The organism is Streptomyces sp. NBC_00028 (genome assembly GCF_045041065.1).
In the GTDB taxonomy this organism is placed as follows: Bacteria; Actinomycetota; Actinomycetes; order Streptomycetales; family Streptomycetaceae; genus Streptomyces.
This window is the reverse complement of sequence record NZ_CP108293.1, coordinates 448,293-475,209: the sequence shown is the minus strand read 5'-3', so window position 1 is coordinate 475,209 and position 26,917 is coordinate 448,293. Positions and strand designations below refer to the sequence as shown.

The window sequence follows — 26,917 nt, the reverse complement described above, 5'->3', positions numbered from 1 at the left end:
GCTGCGACGGCATCAGATACGGCCGCAGCAACGGCAGTTGAGTACCGAGGAGCGACGATGTCGGCCCCGAGCCTGACCCCGAGCAAGGCGGGACCACCCCGCCCTCCCGAGCCGCGCCCCGCGGGCCCCGCGGCCCCCGGCGGTTCCTTCGCCAGAAGCCTCAGACGCAATCTGACGGCCCACGGCTTCCTCATCGGAGCCGTCCTCTGTTTCCTGGTGTTCTCCTGGTATCCGATGATCCGGGAGTTCTTCCTCGCCTTCCAGAAGACCGAGAGCGGACAGACGACCTGGGTCGGCTTCGACAACCTCGAAACCGTCTTCAACGACCCGGCGTTCTGGCAGGCCTGGCGCAACACGCTGCTGTTCACCGTCCTGGCACTGGTCCTCGGTTTCGCCGTGCCGTTCGTCGTCGCGGTGGTCATCAACGAGTTCCGGCACGGCCAGGGCTATCTGCGGCTGCTCGTGTACCTGCCCGTGATGCTGCCTCCCGTCGCCTCGGTCCTGCTCTTCAAGTACCTGTACGACCCCGGATACGGGCTCCTCAACGAGCTGTTCGGCTTCCTGCACCTGCCCGAACAGCAGTGGCTCCAGGACCCCGACCTGTCCATGCTGTCCGTCGTCATCGCCGCGACCTGGATGAACATGGGCGGCGCCACCCTGATCTACCTCGCCGCACTCCAGTCAGTGCCCGGCGAGCTGTACGAGGCGGCGGAACTCGACGGCGCGGGCCTGTTCCGCAAGATCTGGCACGTGACCATCCCGCAGACCCGTCTCATCCTGTCGCTGATGCTGCTCATGCAGATCATCGCGACGATGCAGGTCTTCGTCGAACCCTTCCTCCTGACCGGCGGCGCCGGCCCCGAGGGGTCCACGACCACCGTCGTCTACCTCATCTACCAGTACGCCTTCAACTTCAACAACTACGGTGCCGCGGCGGCGCTCGGTCTGATGCTCCTCGTACTGCTCGCCGGATTCTCGGCGCTGTACGTCAAGCTCAGCCGCGCCGAGGACAAGTAGGCCAGGGGGAGTCCACCATGTCCACACGCACACTCATCGCGCCGGCCGTGCTCGCCAAACGCAAGGGCAAGGCGGTGTACTGGACCGTCTTCGCACTGGTCGTCGGCGGATTCAGCCTCGTGTTCCTCGGGCCGCTCTACTGGCTGGTCTCCAGCGGCTTCAAGGACACCCAGGAGGTGATCCAGACCCCGCCCACCCTGGCACCGCACAGCTTCACACCGGAGAACTACAGCCGGGCCTGGGACGTCATGGACCTGTCCACGCTGCTGTTCAACACCCTCTACTACGCGTTCGGCGCCCTCGCCTTCCAGCTCGTCCTGGACGTCGCGGCCGCGTACTCACTGTCCAAGCTCCGTCCCGTGCTGGGCAAGGCGATCCTGGGCATGATGCTCGCCACGCTGATGATCCCGGCGACCGTCCTCGTCGTACCCCAGTACCTGACCGTTCTGGACGTGCCGATCGTGGAGCGCAACCTGCTCAACTCGCCCTGGGCGATCTGGCTGCCGTCGGTCACCAACGCGTTCAACATCTTCCTGCTCAAGCGCTTCTTCGACTCCATCCCGCAGGAACTCCTGGACGCCGCCTCCATGGACGGGGCAGGCCCGATGCGGACCCTGCGCTCCATCGTGCTGCCGATCTCCAGGCCCATCCTCGGCGTGGTCTCGATCTTCGCGGTCGTCGGAGTCTGGAAGGACTTCCTGTGGCCGATGCTCACGCTGCCCGACCCCGCCAAACAGACTCTCAACGTCGGCATCTACTCGCTGTCCAACGGCGTGCCCGTCAACGTGCTGATCGCGGCGCTGACCATCGCCTCGATACCGACCCTGCTCATCTTCCTGATCTTCCAGCGCAACATCATGAGCGGCCTGACCGCGGGAGGCCTCAAGGGCTGACGCCCACCGCACCGAACCCCCAATGAGCTTCGCCGCCGCCCTGTCCATCCGCCCCGCAGCAACCGGGGCGGCGGCGAGGACCTTCTTCCTGCCCGACCTTCTTCCTGCCCGAAAGGAACGCTCTGTGGCAGCCCCTCACGCGCCCCGCACCGCCGACTGGTGGCGCGACGCCGTCATCTACCAGGTGTACCCCCGCAGCTTCGCCGACGGCGACGGCGACGGCACCGGTGACCTCGCGGGCGTCCGGGCGAGACTGCCCTACCTCGCCGAACTCGGTGTCGACGCCGTCTGGTTCACCCCGTGGTACGCCTCACCCCTCGTCGACGGCGGCTACGACGTCGCCGACTACCGCACCATCGGTCCCGCCTTCGGCACCCTCGCCGAAGCCGAGAAACTGATCGCCGAGGCCGCCGCGCTCGACATCCGCGTCATCGTCGACATCGTCCCCAACCATGTCTCCGACCAGCACGTCTGGTTCCAGCAGGCGTTGGCCGCCGGGCCCGGCAGCGCGGAGCGGGAGCGGTTCCACTTCCGTCCCGGACGGGGCGAGAACGGTGAACTGCCCCCGAACAACTGGCCCTCCCAGTTCTCCGGACCGACCTGGACCCGGGTCCCGGACGGCGAGTGGTACCTGCACCTCTTCACCCCCGAACAGCCCGACCTCAACTGGGCCCACCCCGAGGTCCGCCAGGAGCACGAGGACGTGCTGCGCTTCTGGTTCGAGCGCGGCGTCGCCGGCGTCCGCATCGACTCCGCCGCACTGCTCGCCAAGGACCCCGCGCTCGCCGACTTCGAGGAGGGCGTCGACCCCCACCCGTACATCGACCAGGACGAGCTGCACGACGTATACCGGTCCTGGCGTGCCATCGCCGACGAGTACGGCGGGGTGTTCGTCGGCGAGGTGTGGCTGCCCGACGCCGAACGCTTCGCGCGCTACCTGCGCCCCGACGAACTGCACACCGCGTTCAACTTCAACTTCCTGTCCTGCCCCTGGGAGCCCGGCCGGCTGCGCCGCACGATCGACGACACCCTCGCCGAGCACGCCCCGGTCGGCGCGCCCGCCACCTGGGTGCTGTGCAACCACGACGTCACCCGCACCGTGACCCGCTACGGCCGTGACGACACCGGTTTCGACTTCGCCACCAAGCGTTTCGGCACTCCCACCGATCTCGCCCTGGGCACCCGCCGCGCCCGGGCCGCCGCGCTGCTGACCCTGGCGCTGCCCGGGTCGGTCTACCTCTATCAGGGCGAGGAACTGGGCCTGCCCGAGGCGGACATCCCGCTCGACCGGATCCAGGACCCGATGCACTTCCGCTCCGGCGGCATCGACCCCGGTCGCGACGGCTGTCGGGTGCCGTTGCCCTGGGAGGCGGATACCGCGGCCTACGGGTTCGGCGCGGGGGCCGAGCCCTGGCTGCCGCAGCCCGAGGACTGGGCGCACTACGCCGTGGACCGCCAGAGCGTCGACGCCGCCTCGATGCTCGCGCTCTACCGGCAGGCGCTGCGCATCCGCCGCGCCGAGCCGGGTCTCGGCGACGGGCCCATGCGCTGGCTGCCTGCCGAGGAAGGAGTGTTGGCCTTCGCGCGCCCGGGGGGAGTGATCTGCGTCGTCAATCTGTCCGCCGCGCCGGCCGGGCTTCCCCCGCACCGTGAACTCCTGTTGGCCAGCGGACCGCTCGGGACCGACGGGACGCTGCCGGCGGACACGGCGGTGTGGCTGAGGGCTGCCGACGGCGCCTGACGCAGACGCACGGCGCTCCGTGCGCCCCGTCCATCGTTCTCTGCGTGCCCCGCCGTCCGGAGCAGGTCGGCCGGGCGCGCAGGTTCCACCCGCCCGCGCCGCCCCGCGCAGGTCCATGTCCGCGATCACTGCACCTGCCTCACCCGCTCACCGCTCGACGTGCCGCGCCCTTCCCTCCGACAGAAGCGAGCCCCCGATGTCTTCCAGACGTGTCCGCGCACGCACCGGCGCGAGAGCCACCACCTTGTTCTGTGCGCTGCTCTCTCTCGGCTTGGCGGCCGACGGCATCGCCGCCGCGGCGCCCGCCCGCACCCCCGACGCATCCGGCAGCCGTCCGGTCGTCACCCGCGCCGGACTGGATCCCGCACTGGTCGCCGGGCGCGGCGCGGACGTGGACTTCGACGAGCAGGAAGCCGAGAACGTCACCACGGACGGCACGGTCATCGGTCCCGATCGCACCCCGTACACCCTGGCTTCGGAGGCGTCCGGACGGAAGGCGGTCCGGCTGACGCCCGGTCAGTACGTCGAGTTCGTCCTGCCGCGCGCCGCCAATGCCCTGACCGTGCGCTACAGCATTCCCGACGCGCCGGAAGGCGGCGGCATCACCGCGCCCCTCGACGTACGCCTCGCCGGCCGACACCGCGCGACCATGACGCTCACGTCGCAGTACTCCTGGCTCTACAACCAGTACCCGTTCACCAACGACCCCCGCGCCGACCTGCTGCACCCCGACTGGTGGATCACCGAGTGCTCGTGCGTGCCCTCGGCGACCACGCCCACCCCGGAGATCGACAAGCCGTTCAGGCCCACGCACTTCTACGACGAGCAGCGCCTGCTCCTGAACCGCACCTACCGGGCGGGCGACCGCGTCCGGTTGACGGTGCCCGCAGGCAGCCGCGCGCCCTGGACCGTGGTGGATCTGCTCGATTCCCAGCTGGTCGCGCCGCCGAAGGCCGTTCGTGGGGGAGTGGACGTCCGCAGATTCGGCGCGGACCCCACCGGCCGGCGGGATGCCGCGCCCGCGATCGAGCGGGCCATCGCCTTCGCCCGCCGCGTCGACCGGCCCGTCTACCTTCCACCAGGCACCTTCCAGGTCGACCGGCACATCGAGGTCGACGACGTCACGATCACCGGGGCGGGCAGCTGGCACACGGTTCTGAAGGGCCGCCAGGTCACCCTGGACGCTCCCGCGCCCGACGGTTCCCGCCACACCGGCGTCGGTCTGTACGGCAGGAGTGCCGCGGACGGCGGCAGCCGCGACGTGCACCTGTCCGGCTTCGCCGTCGAAGGCGATGTCCGTGACCGCGTCGACACCGATCAGGTCAACGCGATCGGCGGCGCCATGAGCGACTCCACCATCAGCGGTCTGTATCTGCACCACACGAAGGCCGGTTTGTGGTTCGACGGCCCCATGGAGAACCTGCGCGTGCGCGACAACGTCATCGTCGACCAGATCGCCGATGGCCTCAACTTCCATACGGGCGTGACCAGTTCGCTCGTGCACAACAACTTCGTCCGTAATACCGGTGATGACGGCCTGGCGATGTGGTCGGAGAAGACGGGCGACTCCGGCAACACCTTCTCCCGCAACACGGTGCAGTCCCCGACGCTCGCCAACGGCATCGCGATCTACGGCGGTCGCGACAACACCGTCAGCGGCAACCTCGTCGCGGACCCGGTGCGCGAAGGCAGCGCACTGCACGCGGGCGCACGCTTCGGCGCCACCCCGTTCGGCGGGTTCCTGCACCTCACCGACAACACCACGGCCCGCGCCGGCACCCTCGACCTCAACTGGCGCATCGGGCTGGGCGCCCTGTGGCTCTACGCCCTCGACGGTTCCATCGACGCCGACATCCGGGTCACGGGCGATCACTACCTCGACAGCACTCACAACGCGATCATGCTCGTGAGCGAGTACGGAGTGAAGGACCTCTACGACATCCCGTCCGTTCACTTCAAGGACATCCGCGTCGACGGCACCGGCAACTCCGTGCTCAGCGCCCGTACGAAAGGCTCCGCCACCTTCGAGAACGTGGACGCCCGCAATGTCGGCGCGGTCGGGGTGAACAACTGCGGCTCCTTCAACTTCCCGGTCGGCGGCTCTGAGTTCGCGCTGACCGACCTCGGCGGCAACGACGGGGGCTGGCTCGCCGGATGGATGCTGCCGAACACCCTCACCTGTGAGGACCGGCCCCCGGTGGTGGAGCCTCCGGCGCCCGCACCCTGGTGACGTCCGGCGCGCTCCGTGCGCAAGCCCTGAAAGGGGCGAGTGGAGCGTCGCGCAGACGACGGAAAATCGGAATCCTCTGCAATTGGCTTGCGTATTTTGCGCTAGGCTTGCGTTCATGACACGACGACTTGCTCAGGTGGCGAAGAAGGTTGGGGTCAGCGAGGCGACGGTCAGTCGTGTCCTCAACGGAAAGCCCGGGGTGTCCGAGGCGACCCGTCAGTCGGTCCTGACCGCTCTGGACGTGCTCGGCTACGAGCGGCCGACCCAGCTGCGCGGTGAGCGGGCCCGACTCGTCGGCCTCGTGCTCCCCGAACTGCAGAACCCGATCTTCCCGGCGTTCGCCGAGGTCATCGGTGGTGCACTTGCCCAGCAGGGGCTGACGCCCGTGCTGTGCACGCAGACCCGGGGCGGCGTGTCCGAGGCGGACTACGTAGAGCTGCTGCTGCAACAGCAGGTCTCCGGTGTCATCTTCGCCGGCGGCCTGTTCGCGCAGGCCGACGCCCCGCACGAGCACTACCACCAGCTCGCGGAGCGGAAGATCCCCGTGGTGCTGGTCAACGCCTCCATCGACGGGCTGGACTTCCCGTGCGTGGCGTGCGACGACGCGGTCGCGGTCGAGCAGGCCTGGCGGCATCTGGCGTCCTTGGGGCACGAGAGGATCGGCCTGGTCCTGGGGCCCGAGGACCACATGCCCTCGCGCCGCAAGCTGGCGGCCGCCCGACTCGCCGCCGACGCGGTGGGCACGGTGTGGGACGACGCCCTGGTCCAGCGGTCGATCTTTTCCCTGGAGGGCGGTCAGGCGGCGACCGCCCGGCTGCTGGAGGCGGGGGTGACCGGCATCGTCTGCGCCAGCGACCCGCTCGCCCTGGGCGCCATCCGGGCCGCGCGCCGGCGGGGCCTGGCCGTGCCCGGTGAGGTGTCGGTCGTCGGTTTTGACGACTCCGCCTTCATGACCTGCACGGAACCGCCGCTGACCACCGTGCGCCAGCCCATCGAGGCCATGGGGCGTGCGGCGGTGGACCTGCTGTGCGCCCAGATCCAGGGGAGCGCGGCGCACCCGGGCGAGCTGCTCTTCGAGCCGGAGCTGGTGGTGCGCGGTTCCACCGCGCAGCCGCCCACCGCATGACCGTCTGATCCCGCGTTCGCCACACGGCACCGGTGTCACCGCCTCCCCGGCGGCCACGACACCGGTGCCGTTGTCGTTTCTCCAACAGTTCCCTGTCGTGAACCTGACGGAGACGTTGACACGGGCTTCATTTTGGAGAAACCTGTCACCTCAGCGTTGCAAGTGAGTCACATAACTACTCAATAAATCGACTCAACGGCGCCATCCCTCAATGAAGTCGTGCTGGGATCTCGGCGCGCGACCCCGTCACCCCCCACTCCCCGGCCCCGCCGCGCCCGCGGGCCCGGTCCGGGCGGTGGCGGCGGGGCCGCCGCACCGTGCCCGGATTGCGGAGAGGCCACCATGAGACGCATCAACCTGAGCAGACGGCTGGGGGTCGGCCTGCTGCTCGCGGGTCTGACAGCCACCGGACTGCTCCCCGCCCCGGCACACGCCGCGGCCGAGACCAACCTGGCCCTGGGCAGAACGGCCACGGCCGGCGGAGCCCTCGGCGGCTACCCCGCCGCCCACGTCACCGACGGAAGCCAGCAGACGTACTGGGAAGGGCCCACCGGCTCGTTCCCGCAGTGGGTCCAGGTCGACCTCGGCACGCCGGTTCCCCTGGACCGAGTCGCGCTGAAGCTGCCCACCGGCTGGGAAGCGCGCACCCAGTCCCTGTCCGTCCTCGGCAGCACCGACGGCGGCTCCTTCAGCACCCTCGCCGCCGGACAGGGCCGCGCCTTCAACCCGTCCGCCGCCAACACCGTGGACATCGACCTGCCGGCCGCCACCGCCCGCTATGTGCGGGTGCAGGTGACCTCCAACTCCGGCTGGAACGCGGCCCAGTTGTCGGAACTGGAGGTCTTCGGCGACGCCGGGCAGGAACCCGAGGAGCCGCCCACCGAGGCGGGTGACCTCGCCCGGGGCAAGCCCGTCGAGGCATCCTCCACCACCCAGAACTACGTCGCCGCCAACGCCAACGACGGCAACCTCGGCACCTACTGGGAGTCGGCGGGCTTCCCGGCGAACCTCACCGTCAAGCTCGGCTCCGACGCGGACATCGAGGCGGTGCGCGTCAGGCTCAACCCGGACGCCGCCTGGGGGCCACGGACCCAGTCCCTCGAAGTCCTCGGTCGCGCCACGGGCGTGTCCGGCTTCACCACGCTCAAGGCCCGCGCCGACTACTCCTTCAGTCCGTCCTCCGGCGGCAACAGCGTCCTCATCCCGGTCACCGGCCGGGTCGCCGACGTACGCCTCGCCTTCTCCTCCAACACCGGCGCGCCCGGCGCACAGGTCGCCGAAATCGAGGTGCTCGGCACCGCCACCCCGCAGCCCGACCTCGTCGTCACCGACCTGACCTGGTCCCCGGCCGCCCCCTCCGAGGCGGACCCGGTGACGGTGAAGGCCACCGTCCGCAATGCCGGCACCGCCGCCGCGCCCGCGAGCGCACTCGACGTCAGCGTCGAGGGCACCGTCGCCGGTTCCGCCCCCGTCGCAGGCCTGGCCGCGGGGCAGTCCACCACGGTCGACGTGCCTGTCGGCAAGCGCCCGACGGGCTCCTACACCGTCTCGGCCGCCGTCGACCCGAGCGACACCGTCACCGAGTCCGACAACAGCAACAACAGCCGCACGGCGGCCGGAAAGTTGACCGTCTCCCAGAGCCCGGGCCCCGACCTGACGGTCACCGGCATCACCACCAACCCGACCTCACCCGCGGTCGGCGCCGACGTCTCGTTCACCGTCGCCGTCCGCAATCGGGGCACCACCGCCGTCCCGGCGGGCAGCGTCACGCAGGTGACCGTGGGGGAGCAGACCCTCAAGGGCACGGCGGGCGCGATCGCCGCGGGAGACACGGCCGACGTCGCGATCAGCGGTACCTGGAAGGCCAGCAGCGGCGGTGCGACCCTGACGGCCACCGCCGACGCCACCGGCACGGTCACCGAGACCAACGAGGACAACAACGTCTTCGCCCGCTCCATCGTCGTCGGACGCGGAGCCGCCCTGCCGTACACCGAGTACGAGGCGGAGACCGACCGCTACCGGGGCACCCTGCTGACGGCCGACAGCAAGCGGACCTTCGGGCACACCAACTTCGCCACCGAGTCCTCGGGCCGCGAGTCGGTACGCCTGGACACCACAGGCGACTATGTGGAGTTCACCTCCACCAACGCGGCCAACTCCGTCGTCGTACGCAACTCCATCCCCGACGCGGCGGCCGGCGGCGGCCGGGAGGCGACCCTCAGCCTCTACGCCGACGGCACGTTCGTGCGCAAGCTGACCCTGTCGTCCAAGCACAGCTGGCTGTACGGCAGCACGGACGAACCCGAGGGGCTGACCAACCGTCCCGGCGGCGACGCGCGCCGCCTGTTCGACGAGGCGCAGGCGCTGCTGACCACGACCTACCCCGCGGGCACCATCTTCCGCCTCCAGCGCGACGCGGGGGACACCGCCGCCTACTACGTCCTGGACCTGATCGACCTGGAGCAGGTGGCGCCGCCCGCCACCAAGCCCGCCGAGTGCACCTCCATCACCGCCTACGGCGCGGTGCCCAACGACGGCATCGACGACACCGACGCCCTCCAACGGGCCGTCACGGCCGACCAGAACGGAGACATCGCCTGCGTCTGGATCCCCGCCGGACAGTGGCGCCAGGAGCAGAAGATCCTCACCGACGACCCCCTCAACCGCGGGCAGTACAACCAGGTCGGCATCCGTGACGTGACCATCCGCGGCGCCGGCATGTGGCACTCGCAGGTCTACACGCTGACCGCACCCCAGGACGCGGGCGGTATCAACCACCCGCACGAGGGCAACTTCGGCTTCGACATCGACGACAACACCAAGATCTCCGACCTCGCGATCTTCGGCTCCGGCACCATCCGGGGCGGCGACGGCAACGCCGAGGGCGGCGTCGGCCTCAACGGCCGCTTCGGCAAGAACACGAAGATCAGCAACGTGTGGATCGAGCACGCCAACGTCGGTGTGTGGGTCGGCCGCGACTACTCCAACATCCCCGAGCTGTGGAACCCCGGCGACGGCCTGGAGTTCACCGGCATGCGGGTGCGCGACACCTATGCCGACGGCATCAACTTCGCCAACGGCACCCGCAATTCGACGGTGTACAACTCCTCCTTCCGCAACACCGGGGACGACGCGCTCGCGGTGTGGGCGAGCAAGTACGTCAAGGACACCTCGGTCGACGTCGGCCACGACAACCACTTCCGCAACAACACCGTCCAACTGCCCTGGCGCGCCAACGGCATCGCGGTGTACGGCGGTTACGGCAACACGATCGAGAACAACGTCGTCGCCGACACCATGAACTACCCGGGCATCATGCTGGCCACCGACCACGACCCGATCCCGTTCTCCGGCCAGACCCTCATCGCCAACAACGCGCTGTACCGCACCGGCGGGGCGTTCTGGAACGAGGACCAGGAGTTCGGTGCCATCACGCTGTTCGCGCAGGGGCCGGACATCCCCGGGGTGACCATCCGTGACACCGACATCCACGACTCGACCTACGACGGCATCCAGTTCAAGACCGGCGGCGGTGCGATGCCGGGCGTGAAGGTGAGCAACGTCCGCATCGACAAGTCGCTCAACGGCTGCGGTGTCCTCGCCATGGGCGGCGCCCGCGGCAGCGCCACCCTGACCGGTGTGACCATCACGGGCTCGGCGGAGGGCGACGTCTGCGTCGAGCCGGGCTCCCAGTTCGTGATCAACCGCAGCTGACCTGCGCGGCGAACGGTTCGGCGGCCCGCCGTGCGCGGGTCGCCGAACCGGCATGCCCGCGCTCACGCGAGGCATCGTGCCTGGTCAGGCGCCTGACAACTCCCCGTGCCGCATCTGTAGACGTTGCGACAATCCTCTGCAACTCTCTGACCGTTCAACGCAAAGTCTGAATTCAATGGCGTCAGAAGCGTACGCCTCACCAGCGCCGCGACCCGCACCCCGACGTGCGATCACGAAATGCGAGGAACGATGAGAACCCCCACCTGGAGATCACGGTGGCTGAGCGCCGCGATCGTCACGAGCCTGCTGGCCCTGGGCGGCCCCCTGATGACCGCCCACGCCGCCGGCGGACCCAACATCGCGCTCGGCGACACCGCCTCGGCCAGCAACACCAACAACGGCTACGCCGCCGCCAACATCACCGACGGCAACCAGGGCACGTACTGGGAGAGCGCGGGCAGCAGCCTGCCCCAGTGGGTCCAGGCCGACCTCGGCAGCAGCCAACGCATCGACGAGGTCGTCCTGAAGCTGCCCGCCGGCTGGGAGAGCCGCTCCCAGACCCTCGCCGTCCAGGGCAGCGCCGACGGCACCAGCTTCACCACCCTCAAGAGCTCCGCCGCCTACACCTTCGCCCCCGGCTCCGCCAACACCGTCACCATCGGCTTCCCCGCCGCACAGGCCCGCTACGTCCGCATCGCCGTCAGCGCCAACACCGGCTGGCAGGCCGCCCAGCTCTCCGAACTCGAAGTCCACGCCGCGGGCGAGTCCTCGACCAACCTCGCCTCCGGCAAGACCCTCAAGGCCAGCAGCCACACCGACGTGTACGCCGCGCCCAACGCCAACGACGGCAACCGCGCCAGCTACTGGGAGAGCACCAACAACGCCCTCCCGCAGTGGCTCGAGGCCGACCTCGGCGCCTCACTCGCCGTCAACCGCGTGGTCCTCAAGCTCCCCGCGGGCTGGGAGACCCGCAGCCAGACCCTCAAGATCCAGGGCAGCACCAACGGCAGCACCTACACCGACCTCTCGGCGTCGCAGGCCTACACGTTCAACACGGCGAACGACAACACCGCGACCATCACCCTCGACTCGACCACCACGCGTTTCGTCCGCGTCCTGGTGACCGCCAACTCGGTACAGCCCGCCGCCCAGATATCCGAGCTGGAGATCTACGGCCCCAGCGGCGGCGACACCCAGGCACCCACCGCTCCCGCGAACCTCGCCTACACCGAACCCGCCAGCGGCCAGATCAAGCTCACCTGGACCGCGGCCACCGACAACACCGGCGTCACCGGCTACGACATCTACGCCAACGGCTCCCTGCTCACCTCCGTCGCGGGCGACGCCACCACCTTCACCGACAACCGCGCGGCCAACCAGACCGTCTCCTACCGCGTCCGGGCCCATGACGCCGCAGGCAACCAGTCCGCCGACAGCAACACCGTCACCCGCGTCGGCGACGCAGGCGACACCCAGGCGCCTACCGCCCCCGCGAACCTGGCCTACACCGAGCCCGGCAGCGGCCAGATCAAGCTCACCTGGACGGCCTCGACCGACAACACCGGCGTCAGCGGCTACGACATCTACGCCAACAACGTCCTCAGGGACAGCGTCGCCGGAAACGTCACCACCTTCACCGACACCCAGCCCGCGACCAGCACCGTCACCTACTACGTCCGCGCCAGGGACGCCGCCGGCAACCAGTCGGGCAACAGCAACAGCGTCACCCGCAACGGCAGCGGCGGCAACGGCTCCAACCTCGCCGTCGGCAAGCCGATCGACGCCTCCTCCACCGTCCACACGTATGTCGCCGCCAACGCCAACGACAACAGCACCGCCACCTACTGGGAAGGCGCCGGGGGCAGCTACCCCAACACCCTCACCGTCAAGCTCGGCGCCAACGCCGACCTCGAACGTCTCGTCCTCAAGCTGAACCCCGACAGCGCCTGGTCCGCCCGCACCCAGACCATCGAGGTCCTCGGCCGGGACCAGAACGCCTCCGACTTCACCAGCCTGGTCGCAGCCAAGAGCTACGCCTTCGACCCGGCGAGCGCCAACACGGTCACCATCCCCGTCACCGCCCGCACCGCCGACGTCAGGCTCCGCTTCACCGCCAACTCCGGTGCTCCGGCAGGCCAGTTGGCCGAGCTCCAGGTGATCGGCGTGCCCGCACCCAACCCCGACCTGCAAGTGACGAACCTGACCACGACACCCGCCTCGCCGGTCGAGTCGGACGCCATCACCGTCGCCGCCACCGTCCGCAACGACGGCGCCGCCGCCGCGGCGGCGAGCAAGCTCGCGGTACGCCTGGGAGGCACCAAGGTCGCCACCGCCGACGTCGGCGCCCTCGCGGCCGGCGCACCGACCACCGTCACCGCCTCCATCGGACAGCGTGAAGCCGGCTCCTACGAACTCAGCGCCGTCGCCGACGACACGGGCACGGTCATCGAGCAGAACGAGTCCAACAACACCTACACCCGGCCCACGCCCCTCGTCGTCAAGCCGGTCGCCAGCTCCGACGTGATCACCACTTCGGTCACCACCACCCCCTCCAGCCCGTCGGCCGGAAACACCGTCACCTTCAAGGCGACCGTGAAGAACCAGGGCACCGAGCCCACCGCCGCGGGCAGCCACGGCGTGACCCTCACCCTCCTCGACAAGCAGGGCACCACGGTCAAGACCCTGACCGGCTCCTACGACGCCACCCTCGCCCCCGGCGACTCCACCGTCGTCACCCTCGGCCCCTGGACCGCAGCCAACGGTACCTACACCGTCAAGACCGTCCTCGCCGCCGACACCAACGAACTCCCCGTCAAGCGCGACAACAACACCGCCACCCAGCCCCTGTTCGTCGGCCGCGGCGCCAACATGCCCTACGACATGTACGAGGCGGAGGACGGCACCACCGGCGGCGGCGCCAGTGTCCTCGGCCCCAACCGCACCGTCGGCGACCCCGCCGGTGAGGCCTCCGGGCGCAAGGCCGTCCGCCTCGACGCCACCGGCGAGTACGTCGAGTTCACCACCCGCGCCGCCACCAACACCCTGGTGACCCGCTTCTCCATCCCCGACGCGGCGGGCGGCGGCGGCACCGACGCCACCCTCGACCTGTACGTCGACGGCACGTTCAAGAAGGCCATCCCGCTCACCTCCAAGTACGCCTGGCTCTACGGCGCCGAGGCCTCACCCGGCAACTCGCCCGGCGCGGGCGCCCCACGGCACATCTACGACGAGGCACACCTCATGCTCGGCGAGACCGTACCCGCCGGCAGCACGATCCGCCTCCAGAAGGGCTCCGCCAACACCTCCACCTACACCATCGACTTCATCAACCTCGAACAGGCCGCCCCGGCCGCCAACCCCGACCCCGCGACCTACGCCGTGCCCACCGGATTCACCCACCAGGACGTCCAGAACGCCCTGGACAAGGTCCGCATGGACACCACCAACACCCTCGTCGGCGTCTACCTCCCGCCCGGCGACTACGAGACCGGCAGCAAGTTCCAGGTCTACGGCAAGCCCGTCAAGGTCGTCGGAGCCGGCCCCTGGTACACCCAGTTCCACGCCCCCAGCACCCAGGACAACACCGACATCGGCTTCCGCGCCGACGCCACCGCCAAGGGCTCGCTCTTCAAGGGCTTCGCCTACTTCGGCAACTACACCTCGCGCATCGACGGCCCCGGCAAGGTCTTCGACTTCGCCAACGTCTCCGACATCACCATCGACGACATCTGGAACGAGCACATGGTGTGCCTCTACTGGGGCGCCAACACCGACCGCATGACCATCAAGAACTCCCGGATCCGCAACCTGTTCGCCGACGGCATCAACATGACCAACGGATCCACCGACAACCTCGTCACCAACAACGACGCCCGCGCCACCGGCGACGACAGCTTCGCGCTGTTCTCCGCCATCGACGCAGGCGGCGCCGACATGAAGAACAACCTCTACGAGAACCTCACCACCACCCTGACCTGGCGAGCCGCGGGTGTCGCCGTCTACGGCGGCTACAACAACACCTTCCGCAACATCCACATCGCGGACACCCTCGTCTACTCGGGCATCACCATCTCCTCGCTCGACTTCGGCTACCCGATGAACGGCTTCGGCACCGATCCGACGACGTTCGAGAACATCTCGATCGTCCGCGCCGGCGGGCACTTCTGGGGCGACCAGACCTTCCCCGGCATCTGGTTCTTCTCCGCCTCGAAGGTCTTCCAGGGCATCCGGGTGAGTCACGTAGACATCGTCGACCCCACCTACAGCGGCCTCATGTTCCAGACCAAGTACAACGGCACCACGCCCGAGAACCCGGTGAAGGACACCATCCTCAACGACATCTCCATCACCGGCGCCCGCAAGAGCGGCGACGCGTGGGACGCCAAGTCCGGCTTCGGCGTCTGGGCCAACGAGATGCCCGAACCGGGCCAGGGCCCCGCCGTCGGCGAGGCCACCATCAACTGCCTGCGCACCGGCAACAACGCCCAGGACATCCGCAACACGACGACCACGTTCAAACTGACCGTCAACCCCTGCTGACAAACCCGGTCACACCTGCCATAGCAACAACAACGACAACCCGCGCCCGCCGCACACCGCGGCGGGCGCGGGCACATGTGCGTGTCAGCGGCGTGCCCTACGGATACGAAGGGGGCCGCGCGCCTCGCCCTCCACGACCGGCCGTCCACCCTGCGTCACCTCGACCTGGCCCACGGCCGCCAGACGCCAAGCCGCCTGCCGAGTCGGTTCCATCAGCGCTCGCCAGCCGTCGTCGTCGCCCTCGTAGACCTCGCGCGCCACGTCGGACGGGCAGATCGAAGCTGTGTCGGCACGACGCTCCAGCAGGTTCGTGATCGCCGTCTCCAGCCGCTGGGCGAGGTCCCGGTCCCTCTCCGCCATGCAATCCAGTGTGGCACCCTGTGAGAATCGCGCTGGTCCAGCTCCAGATGGGGCGGCGTTACGCAGGGGTGCCGAGCGGCGGGTGTTCGAGCACGCGGGGCTTGTACTCGACCAGCTGGATGCGGCCGTCGAAGGTGCGGTGCTCGGTCATCTCAAGGGCGACGTCCGGATAGCCGTCGTAGATGCGTTCTTCGCCCGTGGCTCCGGTGATCACCGGGAACATCACCACCCGGAAGCGGTCGACGAGTCCGGCTCGGAGCAGGGCCCGGGACAGGCTGAGGCTGCCGATCGTGCTGAGGAGCCCCGAGCCGGTCGACTTCATGGCGCGGACCGCCTCGACGGCGTCGTCACGGACGAGCGTGCAGTTGGCCCACGCCAGAGGCTCCTCCAGCGAGGAGGAGAACACCACCTTGGACGCCCGCGTGAGCTCGTCGACGGACGCCTCTTCCTCGGGCCGGAACTCGTCCTGGCCACCGGGGACTTCGCCCGCGGCGAAGCCCGACATCAGACGGTAGGTGTTCGCCCCCATCAGGTAGGTGACCTCGGGCTGCTCGCCGAGCCATGCGAGGTACTCCGGGCCCTCCAGCCCCCAGAACCCGGGCCATCCCTCTCCCGACGCATAGCCGTCGAGAGAGGTGATGAAGTCGACGAGAAGCTCCGACATGGCAGTGTCCTTTCGTGGGGTGTCACGAGCTTGGACCGACCGAGACCCACAAACTCATCGGCCGCGCCGTGGAGCAACGCGATGGCCGTAGTGAGCGGCGAGGTCCAGGGGTGTCTGCCAGTCTGCCCGGTGGGCCCCGGGAGCTGCGGGTCGGCGCCGAAGGCCAGGAGCACTGCAGCCGTGCCAGCGTCTCTGCGTCCCCGTTCTCCACCGCCTGGTGCGCGGGTGTCCAGATGTTCTCCACGGTGGCATTCAACCGTGGCCGAGCCGACGTCGTGGGTGGCGGCTGCTGGTCGGGGTGTGCGGACGGAGCGGTCAGCGGACCGTGCCGTCGGTGGCCGTACCGGGGAGTGCCGCCGTCGGGGTCTCGGCGGAGCCGATCGCTCCTGCGTGCCGGCGTCGGCGTGCCAGGGACTCCTCGGCCGCCTGGCGCGGGTGGCGGCGGCGCCAGTACGGGTTGTCATGGGGGAGCCTGCTGGTGACCCGGCCGTACATGCCGAAGGTCAGGATCACCAGGCCCATGACGAAGCTGAACATGACGTTGGTCATGCCGAAGTCGAGGAAGTTCGCGTCCTTGTCCAGCACGAAGATGTGCCAGAAACCGCTGAGGAGGAAGAGGGTTCCCACCGTCATGTTGAGCGTGGACGCGAAGTTGCCGCCGATCACGGCGCCGGCGATCAGCACGAGGCCGACGACGACGGAGACGAGGCTGAGGGCGCCGTTGGTGGTCATGCCGGCGATGGTGTCGCCGTCGGTGCCGAACGGGCTGAGCCGGTCGGCGAAGCCGAGAACTCCGAAGATCAGCAGGACCACGCCGCAGAACGCGGCGCCGTAACGGTAGACGGTGGCGAGCTGGTGATCGACCGGCAGTTCGTCGCGGAGCTGCATGTCAGGTGATCCTCTCCCTGGGGGGTATGCCCTCCTTTCCGATGGTTCGGTGTCAACGGTTGCACCTGCCACGAGGTCCGTGAGCCGGAGTGGCTCGCGTTCAGCCGCCGTGGCCGGAGAGGGGGTCGTGACCCCAGTTCATGAGGGAGTGGCGCCACGTCGTATCGGCGACGTCCCCGGAGGGGCGCTGCGCCAGGTGGCGGCGGCCTGAGGCGTGGCCGGTGGACTCACCGCCGCCCTGGTGCTGTCCGGCGTCTCGGGACTCCGGTGTCTTGAGCCACTTGTCCAGTTCCGCGGGCGCCATGGTGACCAGATCGCGGAACTCGCTCCATGTCTGCTCGTGGTCCATGCGTGGCTCACTTCCCTCGCTTCTTGAGGGCGGACTGCTTGTGGACGGCGGATCGTCCGGACTTGTCGCTGCGCACCTCGTACTGCGGCTCGTCGGGCGAGGCGTCCACCGTCCGTCCGGCGGCTTCGGTGCGGCGGGTGATCTTCTTCTCGACCTTGCCGGTCGCCTCGCTCCCGTGGCTGCGCCAGGTGACCTTGTCGCCTTTGCGCAGGTTGTTGTCCTGGCTTTCGTCCTTGGTCATGTCTTCAGCCTCCTGGCTTCCGAGTTCCCGCAGGGCGGAGCGTTGTACCGGTCCCAGCCCCGACGCGCTTCGCGGACACCTCCCTCCGGAAGGCGGCCCCGCCGGCACTTCTCAGCCAGGGAAGCGCCCGTTCGAGCGGAGTTGCCAGCGTCGTTCCGCATAAGCGAGATCGTCGCGCCACAGCCGGCTGGCGGCGGCCCGCATCAGGGGGCGCAGCAGCGGCGTCATCCGGCGGGCCACGGCGAATCCAGGGCGATCGGACGCCGCCACCACGGCTTCCACCACTGCTGTCCGCGGCCGGCCGTGCTCGTCGGCGCCGAGCGGGGTGGCGTGCGTCTCGACGACCGACCCCGCGCCCTCGCCCCGGGTGATACGCATCAGGACCGTACGAGGCTCGGGAGCGGTGAACACGGCCCGCACCGGTACGACGAGTCGCCCGGCGACCTTGAAGGACACGTCGACGGTGAAACCGTCCTCGTCCGTCGGCGCGCTCTCGTCCGCGGCGCCGGTCTCACGCGGTGAGGGCTCATCGCGTCCCTGTGCCGCGGCGGTCGCGGACACGACGGTCAGGTCCACGAAGGAGTACGGGTGGAACCAGGCGCCGTGCCAGGGGTCGAGGCGGTTGGCCACGACGTCCTCGGGTTCGCAGGTACCGACGCCGACGTACACCGCGGACACCGCTCCCGCCAGTGCGGGTCGCACAGGCACCACAGGCGCCTCCAGCGGTACCTCGCCGCCGACGTCGTCCAGGCGCACCCACACCAGCACGCCGTCGTCGTGCGCGGGCAGCGGCTCCCAGCCCGCGAACGAGGTGCCCGGAAGACCGAGCCCGTGCCAGTGGCAGACGAGGGTGCCGCAGCGCACCGGGCTGTCGCGAAGCGGTGCGCCCAGGTGAGGGCAGATGCCGGGTCCGGCCACCAACTGCCCCGTGGCGTCGCGCCAGACGACGACCTCCTGCCCGGCGATCGTCCGGGCCAGCGGGCGGTCGTCTCGTACGTCGCTCGTGGCGCCTACGACGTACCAGTTGCCGGACGGCCGCGCCTGGGCGCGCTTCAGGGCGTCGGCGATGAGGGCGGGGCGCGCCTCGCGCCAGGTCGGACGCTGACGTTCCCAGTCCACAGTGTTCCGGCGCAACGACAGGGGATACCGTCCGCGCCGGACGGGACGGAGGGGGCGGGCGGGTCGGTCCGCCGGATCCGGTCGCCGCCGCGAACGGTCGCCGGAGCGGTCGTCGACAGGGCCGGTGCTCATACGGCCTCCTTGCGCAGCGGGCCGTCCACGGAGTCGGACGAGCGGATAGCCGGGGAGGGTGACCGCGGGGGCGCGGGCTGCGGGGTCCGGCGGGAGCCCCGCGCCGCGATCCTCGCCGCCGCCAGCCGTACCGCCCCGTCGAGGGCCACCGCGGCGCGCCGCCGCCGCGGCACCACGGACCGGCGGTGCAGGACCGCGTACCCGTCCTCGGCGACGGCGTCCAGGATCGCGCCGTACAGGACGAACGCCGTGCGGATGCAGGGGCGCGCGACCGGGTCGAGCATCGCCAGCCCGGGGGCCGCCTCACGGTAGACGCCGCGTGTGAGGGCCTCGAAGGACCTGAACACCTCGGTGATGCGCGGGTCGCGGTTGCCGGTCGCGCGGCTCCAGGTCAGCAGATCCCGATGGACGCCGTGGGCGCGCAGCAGGTCGGCGGGGAGGTAGACACGGCCGCGGTCGAGGTCCTCGCCCACGTCGCGCAGGAAGTTGGTCAGCTGGAAGGCGACGCCCAGGGCGGCGGCGTAGGGGGCGGCCTCCTCCCGGGGGACCACCGTGCCCAGGACAGGGAGCATCTGGAGTCCGATGACCGCGGCGGAACCGTGCATGTACGCCCGCAGGTTCTCGTAGGTCTGGTAGTCGGTCACTTCCAGGTCGCTGCGCATGGCGGCCATGAAGTCGCCGAAGTGCCGGTGGTCGATGTCGTAGCGTCGGGCGGTATCGGCCAGGGCGAGCGCCACCGGTTCGAGGCCGGCGCCGTCCCGCAGCCCCTTTTCCAGGTGTCGCTGCAGGCGCGCCAGTTCGGTGGCGCGGGCGTGGGGCGGGACGCGGGCGTCAAGGGAGTCGACGATGTCGTCGGCCCAGCGGGCGAAGCCGTACAGGGCGTGCACGGCGGGGCGGCGTTCGACGGGCAGCAGCCGGGTGGCGAGGAAGTAGGTCCGTCCGTGCCGGGCGTTGAGCCGACGGCAGTGGGCGTAGGCCTGGCGCAGCGCCGGGTCGGTGATGCCCGCCGCGTCGAGTTCACGGGCGGTCATGCGCGAGTTCCCTTCGAGGTTGCCGAGGGGGCGGGGGTGCTGGATGCGGCCGGCGGCTCCGGCGCGATCGAGGTCGGCGGGGCGGGGCGTCGGCGCCTGGGTGGAGCGGCCTGACGGCGCCCGGTGATCCGGGCCGCGGCGAGTTTGCCGGAGAGCAGCACGGTGGGCACCCCGACGCCCGGGGTGGTGCCGCAGCCGGCGAGCACCGCGTTCTCGGTGCCGCGTACGAGGTTGCGGGGCCGGAACGGGCCGGTCTGCGGGAAGGTGTGGGCCGCCGAGAAGGGGGTGCCGGCCGCGTGCCCCTGGTTCTGCCAGTCGGCGGGGGTGACGAGGGTTTCCTCCTGTACGGCGTCCGCGATGCCCTCGAAGCCGCGTCGCTCCAGCTCTCGCAGAAGGCTGTCGCGGTAGCGCGGTGCGAGCTCGGCCCAGGCAGTGGCGGAGGGGCCGATGGCGGTGTTGGGGCAGGGGGCGAGGATGTAGTGCAGATGGCGGCCGGGCGGGGCCAGGGAGGGGTCCGTGGCGGTCGGGCGGGTGATCAGCAGGGACGGGTCGCTCATCAGCTGCCCGGTGCGGGTCAGCTCGTCGAACGTGCGCCGCCACTTCGCCCCGAAGGACAGGGTGTGGTGGGCGAGTGCGGGCCAGGTCCGGTCGGTGCCGGCGTGCAGGACAACGGCCGACGGCGCGTATCTGAGCGGCAGGACGCGGCGGGGTGTGTGTCCGAGGAGGCGGTAGGCGAGCGGCAGGTCGGGTGTGAGGACGACGGCGTCGCAGGCGATGCGTTCCTGGTCGGTGACGACGGCCGTGACGCGGTCACCGCTGCGTTCCAGCCGGGTCACCCGCTCCCCGAAGCGCAGCTGCGCGCCCGCGTCGGCGGCGGCGTCCGCCATGGCTCGGGGCAGCGCGTGCATGCCGCCGCGGGGGAAGTACACGCCGGCGACGGTGTCCATGTAGGCGATCACGGCGTACGCCGCCAGGGCCCGCTCCGGCGGGACACCGGCGTACAGCGACTGGAACGAGAAGACCCGGCGCACGCGCTCGTCGCGCAGGTACCGGCCGATCCGGGCGTCGAGTCGGCCGAACCCGCCGAGCGCGGCCAGCCGGGCCAGATCGGGGGTCAGCAGGGCGAACGGCGAATCGAAGTTCGCGTCGATGAAGTGCCGCATCTGGGCCCGGTACAGATCCTCCAGCCAGCGGCGCAACCGCCGGTACCCGGCGGCCTCCTGGGGGCCTGCGAACCGCTCCAGCTCCGACTCCATCGCCTGTGCGTCGGTGTGTACGTCGAGGCTGGTGCCGTCGGCGAAGAGCGCGCGGTAGGCCGGGTGCAGGGGGATGAGGTCCACGCGGTCGCGCAGGCTGTCGCCCACCGCCGCGAAGGCCTCGTCCGCCAGGTCGGGCATGGTCAGGACCGTGGGACCGGTGTCGATCCGGTATCCGTGGTGGTCGAGCCGTCCGGCCCTGCCGCCGGGCAGCGGATCGCGTTCCACGAGCGTCACGCGGCGGCCCGCGCCCAGCAGATGCAAGGCGGCGGACAGGCCGGAGAGGCCGGCGCCGACCACCACGACGTGATCGGTGCGTCCCGGAACGGTTCTGGGCATCGAGCGGCCTCCTCGAAGGCTCATCGGGCGGCCCCTTCGACGGCCGCGGTCAGCAGCAGGGAGACGGGAAGGCCGTCCTCGGCGCTCGGGTGGCCCGGGAGCGGCGGGGGAGAGGCGGAGGAACCGGCCGTTGCGAGGAGCAGGTCACGCAGCGGCAGATGACCCTCCGGCTCCAGCCGAGCGGACTCCAGATGGCGCATCGCGTGACCTGCCAGCCGGTCGATCTTCGCCTCGACGATGTCCCGCGCGCCCGTGTCGATCAGTACGTCGCGGACTTCGCCGAGGCGGCTGTCGGGCAGGTCGGCGCGGCCGAGGCAGCTGCGCAGCACGGCAAGGCCCCGGTGGTCGCCGGTCGCCTCGGCCCGGGCGTGCGCCACGGCCACCAGATAGGTCGGCTTGCCCGCCCGGATGTCGCCGCCGACGGGTTTGCCGGTGCGCCGGGGGTCGGCGAAGACGTCGCCGAGGTCGTCGCGGAGCTGGAAGGCGATCCCGACGCACCGGCCCGCCGAGCACAGGGCTCGGCTGCGTGCGGCATCCGCTCCGGCCAGGGCGGCGCCGAGCGCGAGGGGGCGTTCCACCGAGTACAGGGCGCTCTTGAGACAGGCGGCGCGGATCGCCCGCCGCATGGACCGTGAGGAGGTGGCCTGACCCTGGATGTCGAGATACTGCCCGGCCACCATCTCGGTGCGCATGGCGCTCCACAGGTCGCGTACGGCGCGGGCCCGCGGCCGGGGTGCCTCGATGTCGGCGACCAGGTCGTCCGCCCAGGCCAGGGCCAGGTCCCCGGCGAGGATCGCCGCGGCCTCACCGAAACGCGAGCCCGCGGCGCCCGGCACGGTGTCGGCGTACTGGGCGGCGATGTCCGTGTGCAGGGCGAGCCGTCCGCGCCGCAGCCGGGATCCGTCCATCACGTCGTCGTGGACCAGGGCGCAGGTCTGGATGAGTTCCAGTGCGGCACCCACGTGCAGGGCCGCTTCGGATTCGGCGGCTCCGCCGCCGCAGGCGCGCATCGCCCACCACGCGAACTGCGACCGTACGCGCTTGCCCCCGTCCAGGGTGAAGCGCGCCAGACGTTCGGCGAGATCACGGCCGAAATCCGGGTCCATGGCGGTGGCCCGCTCGGTGCGTTCCGCCAGCACGGACTTCAGTACGCGGCCCACGGCGGCGGGCACATCGGCGTCGACGACGCGGAGGTGCCCGCCGCCGTGGGCAGAGCGGGCCGGGGCGGGACGGGAGCCTGGCGGCCTCCCGGCCACAGGGTGATCCTTCGCCTCGGTGGGGCACATCCCGGTTCCTCCCGTGTCGCTCGCGTAGCTGGCTGACCGAAGGCCTTCCTCACGAGCGGCCCGCACGGATGCGCCGTCGCGGCCGCGATCCCTGATCCGTCACAGAGATCGCACCTGGACCAGGCGGCGCCACGCCGACCGAGGCCCGCACGGCGCTGCTGAGGTGATGCCAGGTGGGGCCCGGGCCCCGTCCCGTCCATGCTCGACGGACCGGCCGCCGACCGCACGGCGGAGCAGCCACCGGGCCCTGCCCAGGTCACCCCCTCCCGTAGCGCCGGCCCCGCTCACCCCCGTGCCGTCGTCCCGCGCGTCCCTCCGCGCGTCGTCCCTCGGTTTCCCGGGGCTGCCTGCATCCGTGTCTACGGTTTGCACGGAAGGGAGTCCGACGGGCAGTTGCCCGCACCGCCGGGCGCGCGACCCCGGCGGTGCGCGCAGGGAGGGAAGAGGGGACATGTGGGAGGCCGAGGTGGCCATCGTGGGCGCGGGAGCCGCGGGACTGTCTCTCGTGCACCGCCTCGCCCGGCCGGCTTCCGGTGCCCGGCGCGTGACGGTCGTCCTGCTGGACGCCCCGCCGGGTCCGCTGCGGCCGCCGGAACGGACCTGGTGCTTCTGGGAGAACGGCCCCGGACCCTACGACGCCGCGGTCACCGCGACCTGGCGGCGGCTGCGCCTGCACACACCCGCGGGCCGTCCGCTGGAGGACGACATCGCCCCGCTTTCCTACAAGATGATCCGCTCCACGGAATTCGAGCGCCTGGTCGAGCGCGAGGTCGCGTACAGCCGGGACATCCGCTGGCTGGAAGCGGCCGTGGAGACGGTGGACCCCTGCGCCGACGGGGCCGAGATCCGTGCCCGGGACGACCGGGGGCGCCCTCTCGTGGTCCGTGCGCGCTGGGTCTTCGACTCCCGGCCACTGGGGAGTCTCCCCGCGGCCCGAACCACCTTGTTGCAGCACTTCCACGGCTGGTTCGTCCGCACCGAGCGGCCCGTGTTCGATCCCGGCACGGTGGAGTTCATGGACTTCCGGGTGCCTCAGCCGGCCCGGGGCCTCGCCTTCGGATACGTGCTGCCGACCAGCCCGCACGAGGCGCTGGTGGAGTACACGCGGTTCTCGCGTGCCGTGCTGTCGCGGCAGGCCTACGAGGCCGAACTGCGCCGTTACACGGAGGACGTGCTGCGCCTCGGGTCCTTCGAGGTCCTGTCGACCGAGACCGGCGTGATCCCGATGACCGACGCGCGCTTCGCCCGCCGCTCAGCGCCCTCGGTCTTCCGCATCGGCGCCGCGGGAGGCGCCACCAGACCGGCGACCGGGTACACCTTCTCCGCCGTCCAGCGCCAGACGCGAGCGATCGCCGAAGCCCTGTACGCGGGCCGCCGTCCGGAGCCACCGCCCGCGCACTCCGCGCGCTCGCTCGCCATGGACGCCGTCCTGCTCAGGGCACTGGACAGCGGACGCGTGGACGGAGCGGCGTTCTTCTCACGCCTCTTCACACACGTGTCGGCGGAGCGGCTGTTGCGCTTCCTCGACGGACGGACCCGGCTGGGCGAGGACCTCGCCCTCGGCAGCCGTACACCGGTGCTGCCGATGCTCCGCTCGGCCGCCGACCTTTTCTGGCTTCCCCGCAGGCCTGCCCCCTGACCGTGATGACGGCACGAAGGAGTTCTGTGCACCCCGATGCAGGAGACGGCATGAACCTGCTGCGCGACGAGGACCTGGCCGCCGCGTTCGACCACGCGTCGCGCAGCTACGACACGCTGGTGGCCGCGAACCCCGGCTACCACGCCCATCTGCGCCGTTCCGTGCGCCGCCTCCAACTGCCGCGTCACGGCGGCGGCCTGCGGGTGCTGGACCTCGGGTGCGGTACCGGCGCCTCGACGGCGGCGCTCACGCGGGTGCTGCCCGACGCGGAGATCGTCGCGGTGGACGCCTCCGCGGGCATGCTGGAGCGTGCTGCCGCCAAGCGGTGGCCGCCGGGCGTGAGATTCGTTCAGTCCCCCGCGGAACGGCTGGCGCAGGCGGGCGTGCGGGGACCGTTCGACGCCGTCTTCGCCGCCTACCTCTTCCGCAACGTCGCCGATCCCGACGCGGTGTTGGCCTCGGTGCATGACGTCCTCGCCGTCGGTGGCCGGCTGGCGGTGCACGAGTACACCCTCAGCGGCCGGGCCGTCGACCGCGCGGTGTGGACCGCAGTGTGCCGGGGTCTGGTCCTGCCGGTGGCGGCCCTGCTCGGCGACGGTGACCTGTACCGCCATCTGTGGCGCAGCGTCGTGCAGTTCGACACGGCGGGAGACTTCGCCGACCGGGTGCGCGACGCCCGCTTCACCGACGTCCGGGTGCTGCCCCTGCCGGGATGGCAGACCGGCATCACGCACACGGTCGTCGCCCGCCGTCCCGCCGTCGGCGCCGAGGCCGTCCGATGAGCGCGCGGCGACGGCAGCCGGCGGTCCGGCGCGGTCGGGACCGGCGTGCGCGCACCGTGCTGCCCGTGCCCGGCACGAAGCGTGTGAGCAGCGACCGCACCGTGTCGACGGCGGTCGTGGGCGGCGGCATCGCAGGACTGGCAGCCGCGACGGCCCTGGCCGAGCGCGGTGTCCGGGTCACGCTCTACGAACGCAGGCGCACCCTGGGCGGCCGGCTCGCGGGCTGGCCGACGGTCCTGGCGGACGGCAGCCGCGTGACCATGAGCCGCGGCTTCCACGCCTTCTTCCGTCAGTACTACAACCTGCGCGGACTGCTGCGCCGTACCGATCCCGGACTGGAGCGCCTGCGGGGCCTGCCCGACTACCCACTGCGGCACGCCGACGGGATCGAGGACAGCTTCCGGCACGTCCCGCGCACCCCACCCTGGAGTGCTCTGGGCTTCGTCGCCCTGAGCCCCACCTTCGGCCTGGGTGACCTGGCCCGCATGAGCCCCCGGGCCGCCCTGCCCCTCCTCGATGTCCGCGTCCCGGGCGTCTACACCCGGCTGGACGACGTCAGCGCCCACGACTTCCTGCACTCGATCCGTTTCCCGCAGGCCGCGCACCACCTGGCGTTCGAGGTGTTCTCCAGAAGCTTCTTCGCCGATCCGCGCGAACTGTCCGCGGCGGAGATGGTGTTGATGTTCCACATCTACTTCCTCGGCTCGGCCGAAGGCCTTCTGTTCGACGTGCCGGACGAACCGTTCCCCACCGCCCTGTGGGACCCCCTCGCCGCCTATCTCGCCGGTCACGGTGTCGACCTGCGCACCGCCACTCCTGTGGACTCGGTGGAATCCCGGCCGGACGGTGGCTTCGTCGTCGCCGCAGGACCGGACGCACACCATCACGACACGGTGGTCCTGGCCCTGGACGCGGCAGGACTGCGCGCGCTCGTGGCGCGCTCGCCGGGGCTGGCCGACGCGGCGTGGCGCGAGCGGATCGCCGGGCTCCGCACCGCGCCGCCCTTCCTGGTGTCCCGGCTGTGGCTGGACCGCCCGGTCGCCGCGGACCGGCCCGGCTTCCTCGGCACCAGCGGCTACGGCAGCCTCGACAACGTCAGCGTCCTGGACCGTTGGGAGGGCGAGGCGGCGCGCTGGGCCTCGCGGACCGGGGGCTCCGTGGTGGAACTGCACGCCTACGCCCTGCCCGAAGGCGCTGTCCGTGACGTCGAACAGAAACATCTGGTGGAGCAGCTGCACCGGGTGTATCCGGAGTCCCGCACGGCCGCGGTGGTCGACGCCCGGCACGAATGGCGCGCCGACTGCCCCCTGTTCCCGGTGGGCGGCTACGACGACCGGCCGACCGTACGCACCAGCGATCCCGGCCTCGTCGTCGCCGGTGACCTGGTCCGCACGGAACTGCCGGTCGCACTCATGGAGCGCGCGGCCACCAGCGGATTCCTCGCGGCCAACGCGCTACTCGAACGGTGGGGCGTCAGAGGCCAGACCCTGTGGACGGTTCCGGACGGCGGCCGCAGCGCGCTGCTGAGAGGGCTTGCCCGCCTTGCCTGACCTCTGTGCGTGCGGAGTACG

Annotated in this window: 19 protein-coding genes; 10 read left to right on the top strand and 9 right to left on the bottom strand. The window is 70.8% G+C overall.

Going from position 1 to position 26,917, the window contains the following annotated elements; translation table 11 throughout:
- Window positions 1-57 precede the first annotated feature (57 nt).
- From OG885_RS02220 to OG885_RS02190, 7 genes are all read left to right on the top strand, one after another.
- On the top strand, window positions 58-1,017 hold the full coding sequence (locus OG885_RS02220; protein WP_405725057.1) for a carbohydrate ABC transporter permease: 960 nt from the start codon (window positions 58-60) through the stop codon (window positions 1,015-1,017).
- Between the two features lie 17 nt (window positions 1,018-1,034).
- Window positions 1,035-1,910, top strand: a complete 876-nt coding sequence (locus tag OG885_RS02215) for a carbohydrate ABC transporter permease (RefSeq protein ID WP_405725054.1) — start codon at window positions 1,035-1,037, stop codon at window positions 1,908-1,910.
- A gap of 124 nt (window positions 1,911-2,034) precedes the next feature.
- A complete protein-coding gene (locus OG885_RS02210) occupies window positions 2,035-3,651 on the top strand; it encodes a glycoside hydrolase family 13 protein (RefSeq protein ID WP_405725051.1) in 1,617 nt (538 codons plus the stop codon).
- A gap of 196 nt (window positions 3,652-3,847) precedes the next feature.
- Complete coding sequence (locus OG885_RS02205; RefSeq protein WP_405725048.1) at window positions 3,848-5,881, top strand: glycosyl hydrolase family 28-related protein; 2,034 nt, start codon at window positions 3,848-3,850, stop codon at window positions 5,879-5,881.
- Window positions 5,882-5,996: 115 nt separating this feature from the next.
- Complete coding sequence (locus tag OG885_RS02200) at window positions 5,997-7,007, top strand: LacI family DNA-binding transcriptional regulator (protein ID WP_399960073.1); 1,011 nt, start codon at window positions 5,997-5,999, stop codon at window positions 7,005-7,007.
- 342 nt (window positions 7,008-7,349) lie between these two features.
- Entirely contained in the window at window positions 7,350-10,721 is a 3,372-nt protein-coding gene (locus OG885_RS02195) for a CARDB domain-containing protein (RefSeq protein ID WP_405725044.1), read from the top strand.
- 249 nt (window positions 10,722-10,970) lie between these two features.
- Window positions 10,971-15,260, top strand: a complete 4,290-nt coding sequence (locus tag OG885_RS02190; RefSeq protein ID WP_405725041.1) for a discoidin domain-containing protein — start codon at window positions 10,971-10,973, stop codon at window positions 15,258-15,260.
- A gap of 84 nt (window positions 15,261-15,344) precedes the next feature.
- Here OG885_RS02190 and OG885_RS02185 read toward each other — a convergent pair whose 3' ends face one another.
- The 9 genes from OG885_RS02185 to OG885_RS02145 form a co-directional block, all read right to left on the bottom strand.
- Window positions 15,345-15,620 (bottom strand): DUF3253 domain-containing protein, encoded by a 276-nt coding sequence (locus OG885_RS02185; RefSeq protein WP_405725038.1) that lies wholly within the window; start codon window positions 15,618-15,620, stop codon window positions 15,345-15,347.
- 58 nt (window positions 15,621-15,678) lie between these two features.
- Window positions 15,679-16,284, bottom strand: a complete 606-nt coding sequence (locus OG885_RS02180) for a dihydrofolate reductase family protein (RefSeq protein WP_405725036.1) — start codon at window positions 16,282-16,284, stop codon at window positions 15,679-15,681.
- 315 nt (window positions 16,285-16,599) lie between these two features.
- Entirely contained in the window at window positions 16,600-17,172 is a 573-nt protein-coding gene (locus tag OG885_RS02175; RefSeq protein ID WP_405725033.1) for a DUF4383 domain-containing protein, read from the bottom strand.
- 100 nt (window positions 17,173-17,272) lie between these two features.
- Window positions 17,273-17,521, bottom strand: a complete 249-nt coding sequence (locus tag OG885_RS02170) for a DUF3140 domain-containing protein (protein WP_405725028.1) — start codon at window positions 17,519-17,521, stop codon at window positions 17,273-17,275.
- 7 nt (window positions 17,522-17,528) lie between these two features.
- Complete coding sequence (locus OG885_RS02165) at window positions 17,529-17,762, bottom strand: DUF2945 domain-containing protein (protein ID WP_405725025.1); 234 nt, start codon at window positions 17,760-17,762, stop codon at window positions 17,529-17,531.
- A 111-nt stretch (window positions 17,763-17,873) separates the two neighbouring features.
- Entirely contained in the window at window positions 17,874-19,013 is a 1,140-nt protein-coding gene (locus OG885_RS02160; RefSeq protein ID WP_405725022.1) for a DUF5914 domain-containing protein, read from the bottom strand.
- Window positions 19,010-20,044 (bottom strand): phytoene/squalene synthase family protein, encoded by a 1,035-nt coding sequence (locus OG885_RS02155; protein WP_405725019.1) that lies wholly within the window; start codon window positions 20,042-20,044, stop codon window positions 19,010-19,012. Before OG885_RS02155 ends, OG885_RS02160 begins: the two co-directional genes overlap by 4 nt.
- Window positions 20,041-21,639 carry a phytoene desaturase gene (locus OG885_RS02150; RefSeq protein ID WP_405725016.1) on the bottom strand — a complete coding sequence of 533 codons (1,599 nt, stop codon included), beginning with the start codon at window positions 21,637-21,639 and terminating at the stop codon, window positions 20,041-20,043. The genes OG885_RS02155 and OG885_RS02150 overlap by 4 nt, the downstream gene beginning before the upstream one ends.
- A 20-nt stretch (window positions 21,640-21,659) precedes the next feature.
- Window positions 21,660-22,925, bottom strand: a complete 1,266-nt coding sequence (locus tag OG885_RS02145) for a polyprenyl synthetase family protein (protein ID WP_405725013.1) — start codon at window positions 22,923-22,925, stop codon at window positions 21,660-21,662.
- 451 nt (window positions 22,926-23,376) lie between these two features.
- Here OG885_RS02145 and OG885_RS02140 point away from each other — a divergent pair, with 451 nt between their 5' ends.
- Genes OG885_RS02140 through OG885_RS02130 form a run of 3 tightly spaced genes read left to right on the top strand, consistent with a single transcriptional unit; the run spans window position 23,377 to window position 26,896 of the window.
- The gene (locus tag OG885_RS02140) at window positions 23,377-24,564 is read left to right on the top strand and encodes a lycopene cyclase family protein (protein ID WP_405725010.1); all 1,188 of its coding nucleotides are present in this window, start codon (window positions 23,377-23,379) and stop codon (window positions 24,562-24,564) included.
- 50 nt (window positions 24,565-24,614) lie between these two features.
- Window positions 24,615-25,346, top strand: a complete 732-nt coding sequence (locus OG885_RS02135) for a class I SAM-dependent methyltransferase (RefSeq protein WP_405725008.1) — start codon at window positions 24,615-24,617, stop codon at window positions 25,344-25,346.
- Window positions 25,343-26,896, top strand: a complete 1,554-nt coding sequence (locus tag OG885_RS02130) for an FAD-dependent oxidoreductase (protein ID WP_405725005.1) — start codon at window positions 25,343-25,345, stop codon at window positions 26,894-26,896. Before OG885_RS02135 ends, OG885_RS02130 begins: the two co-directional genes overlap by 4 nt.
- Window positions 26,897-26,917 lie beyond the last annotated feature (21 nt).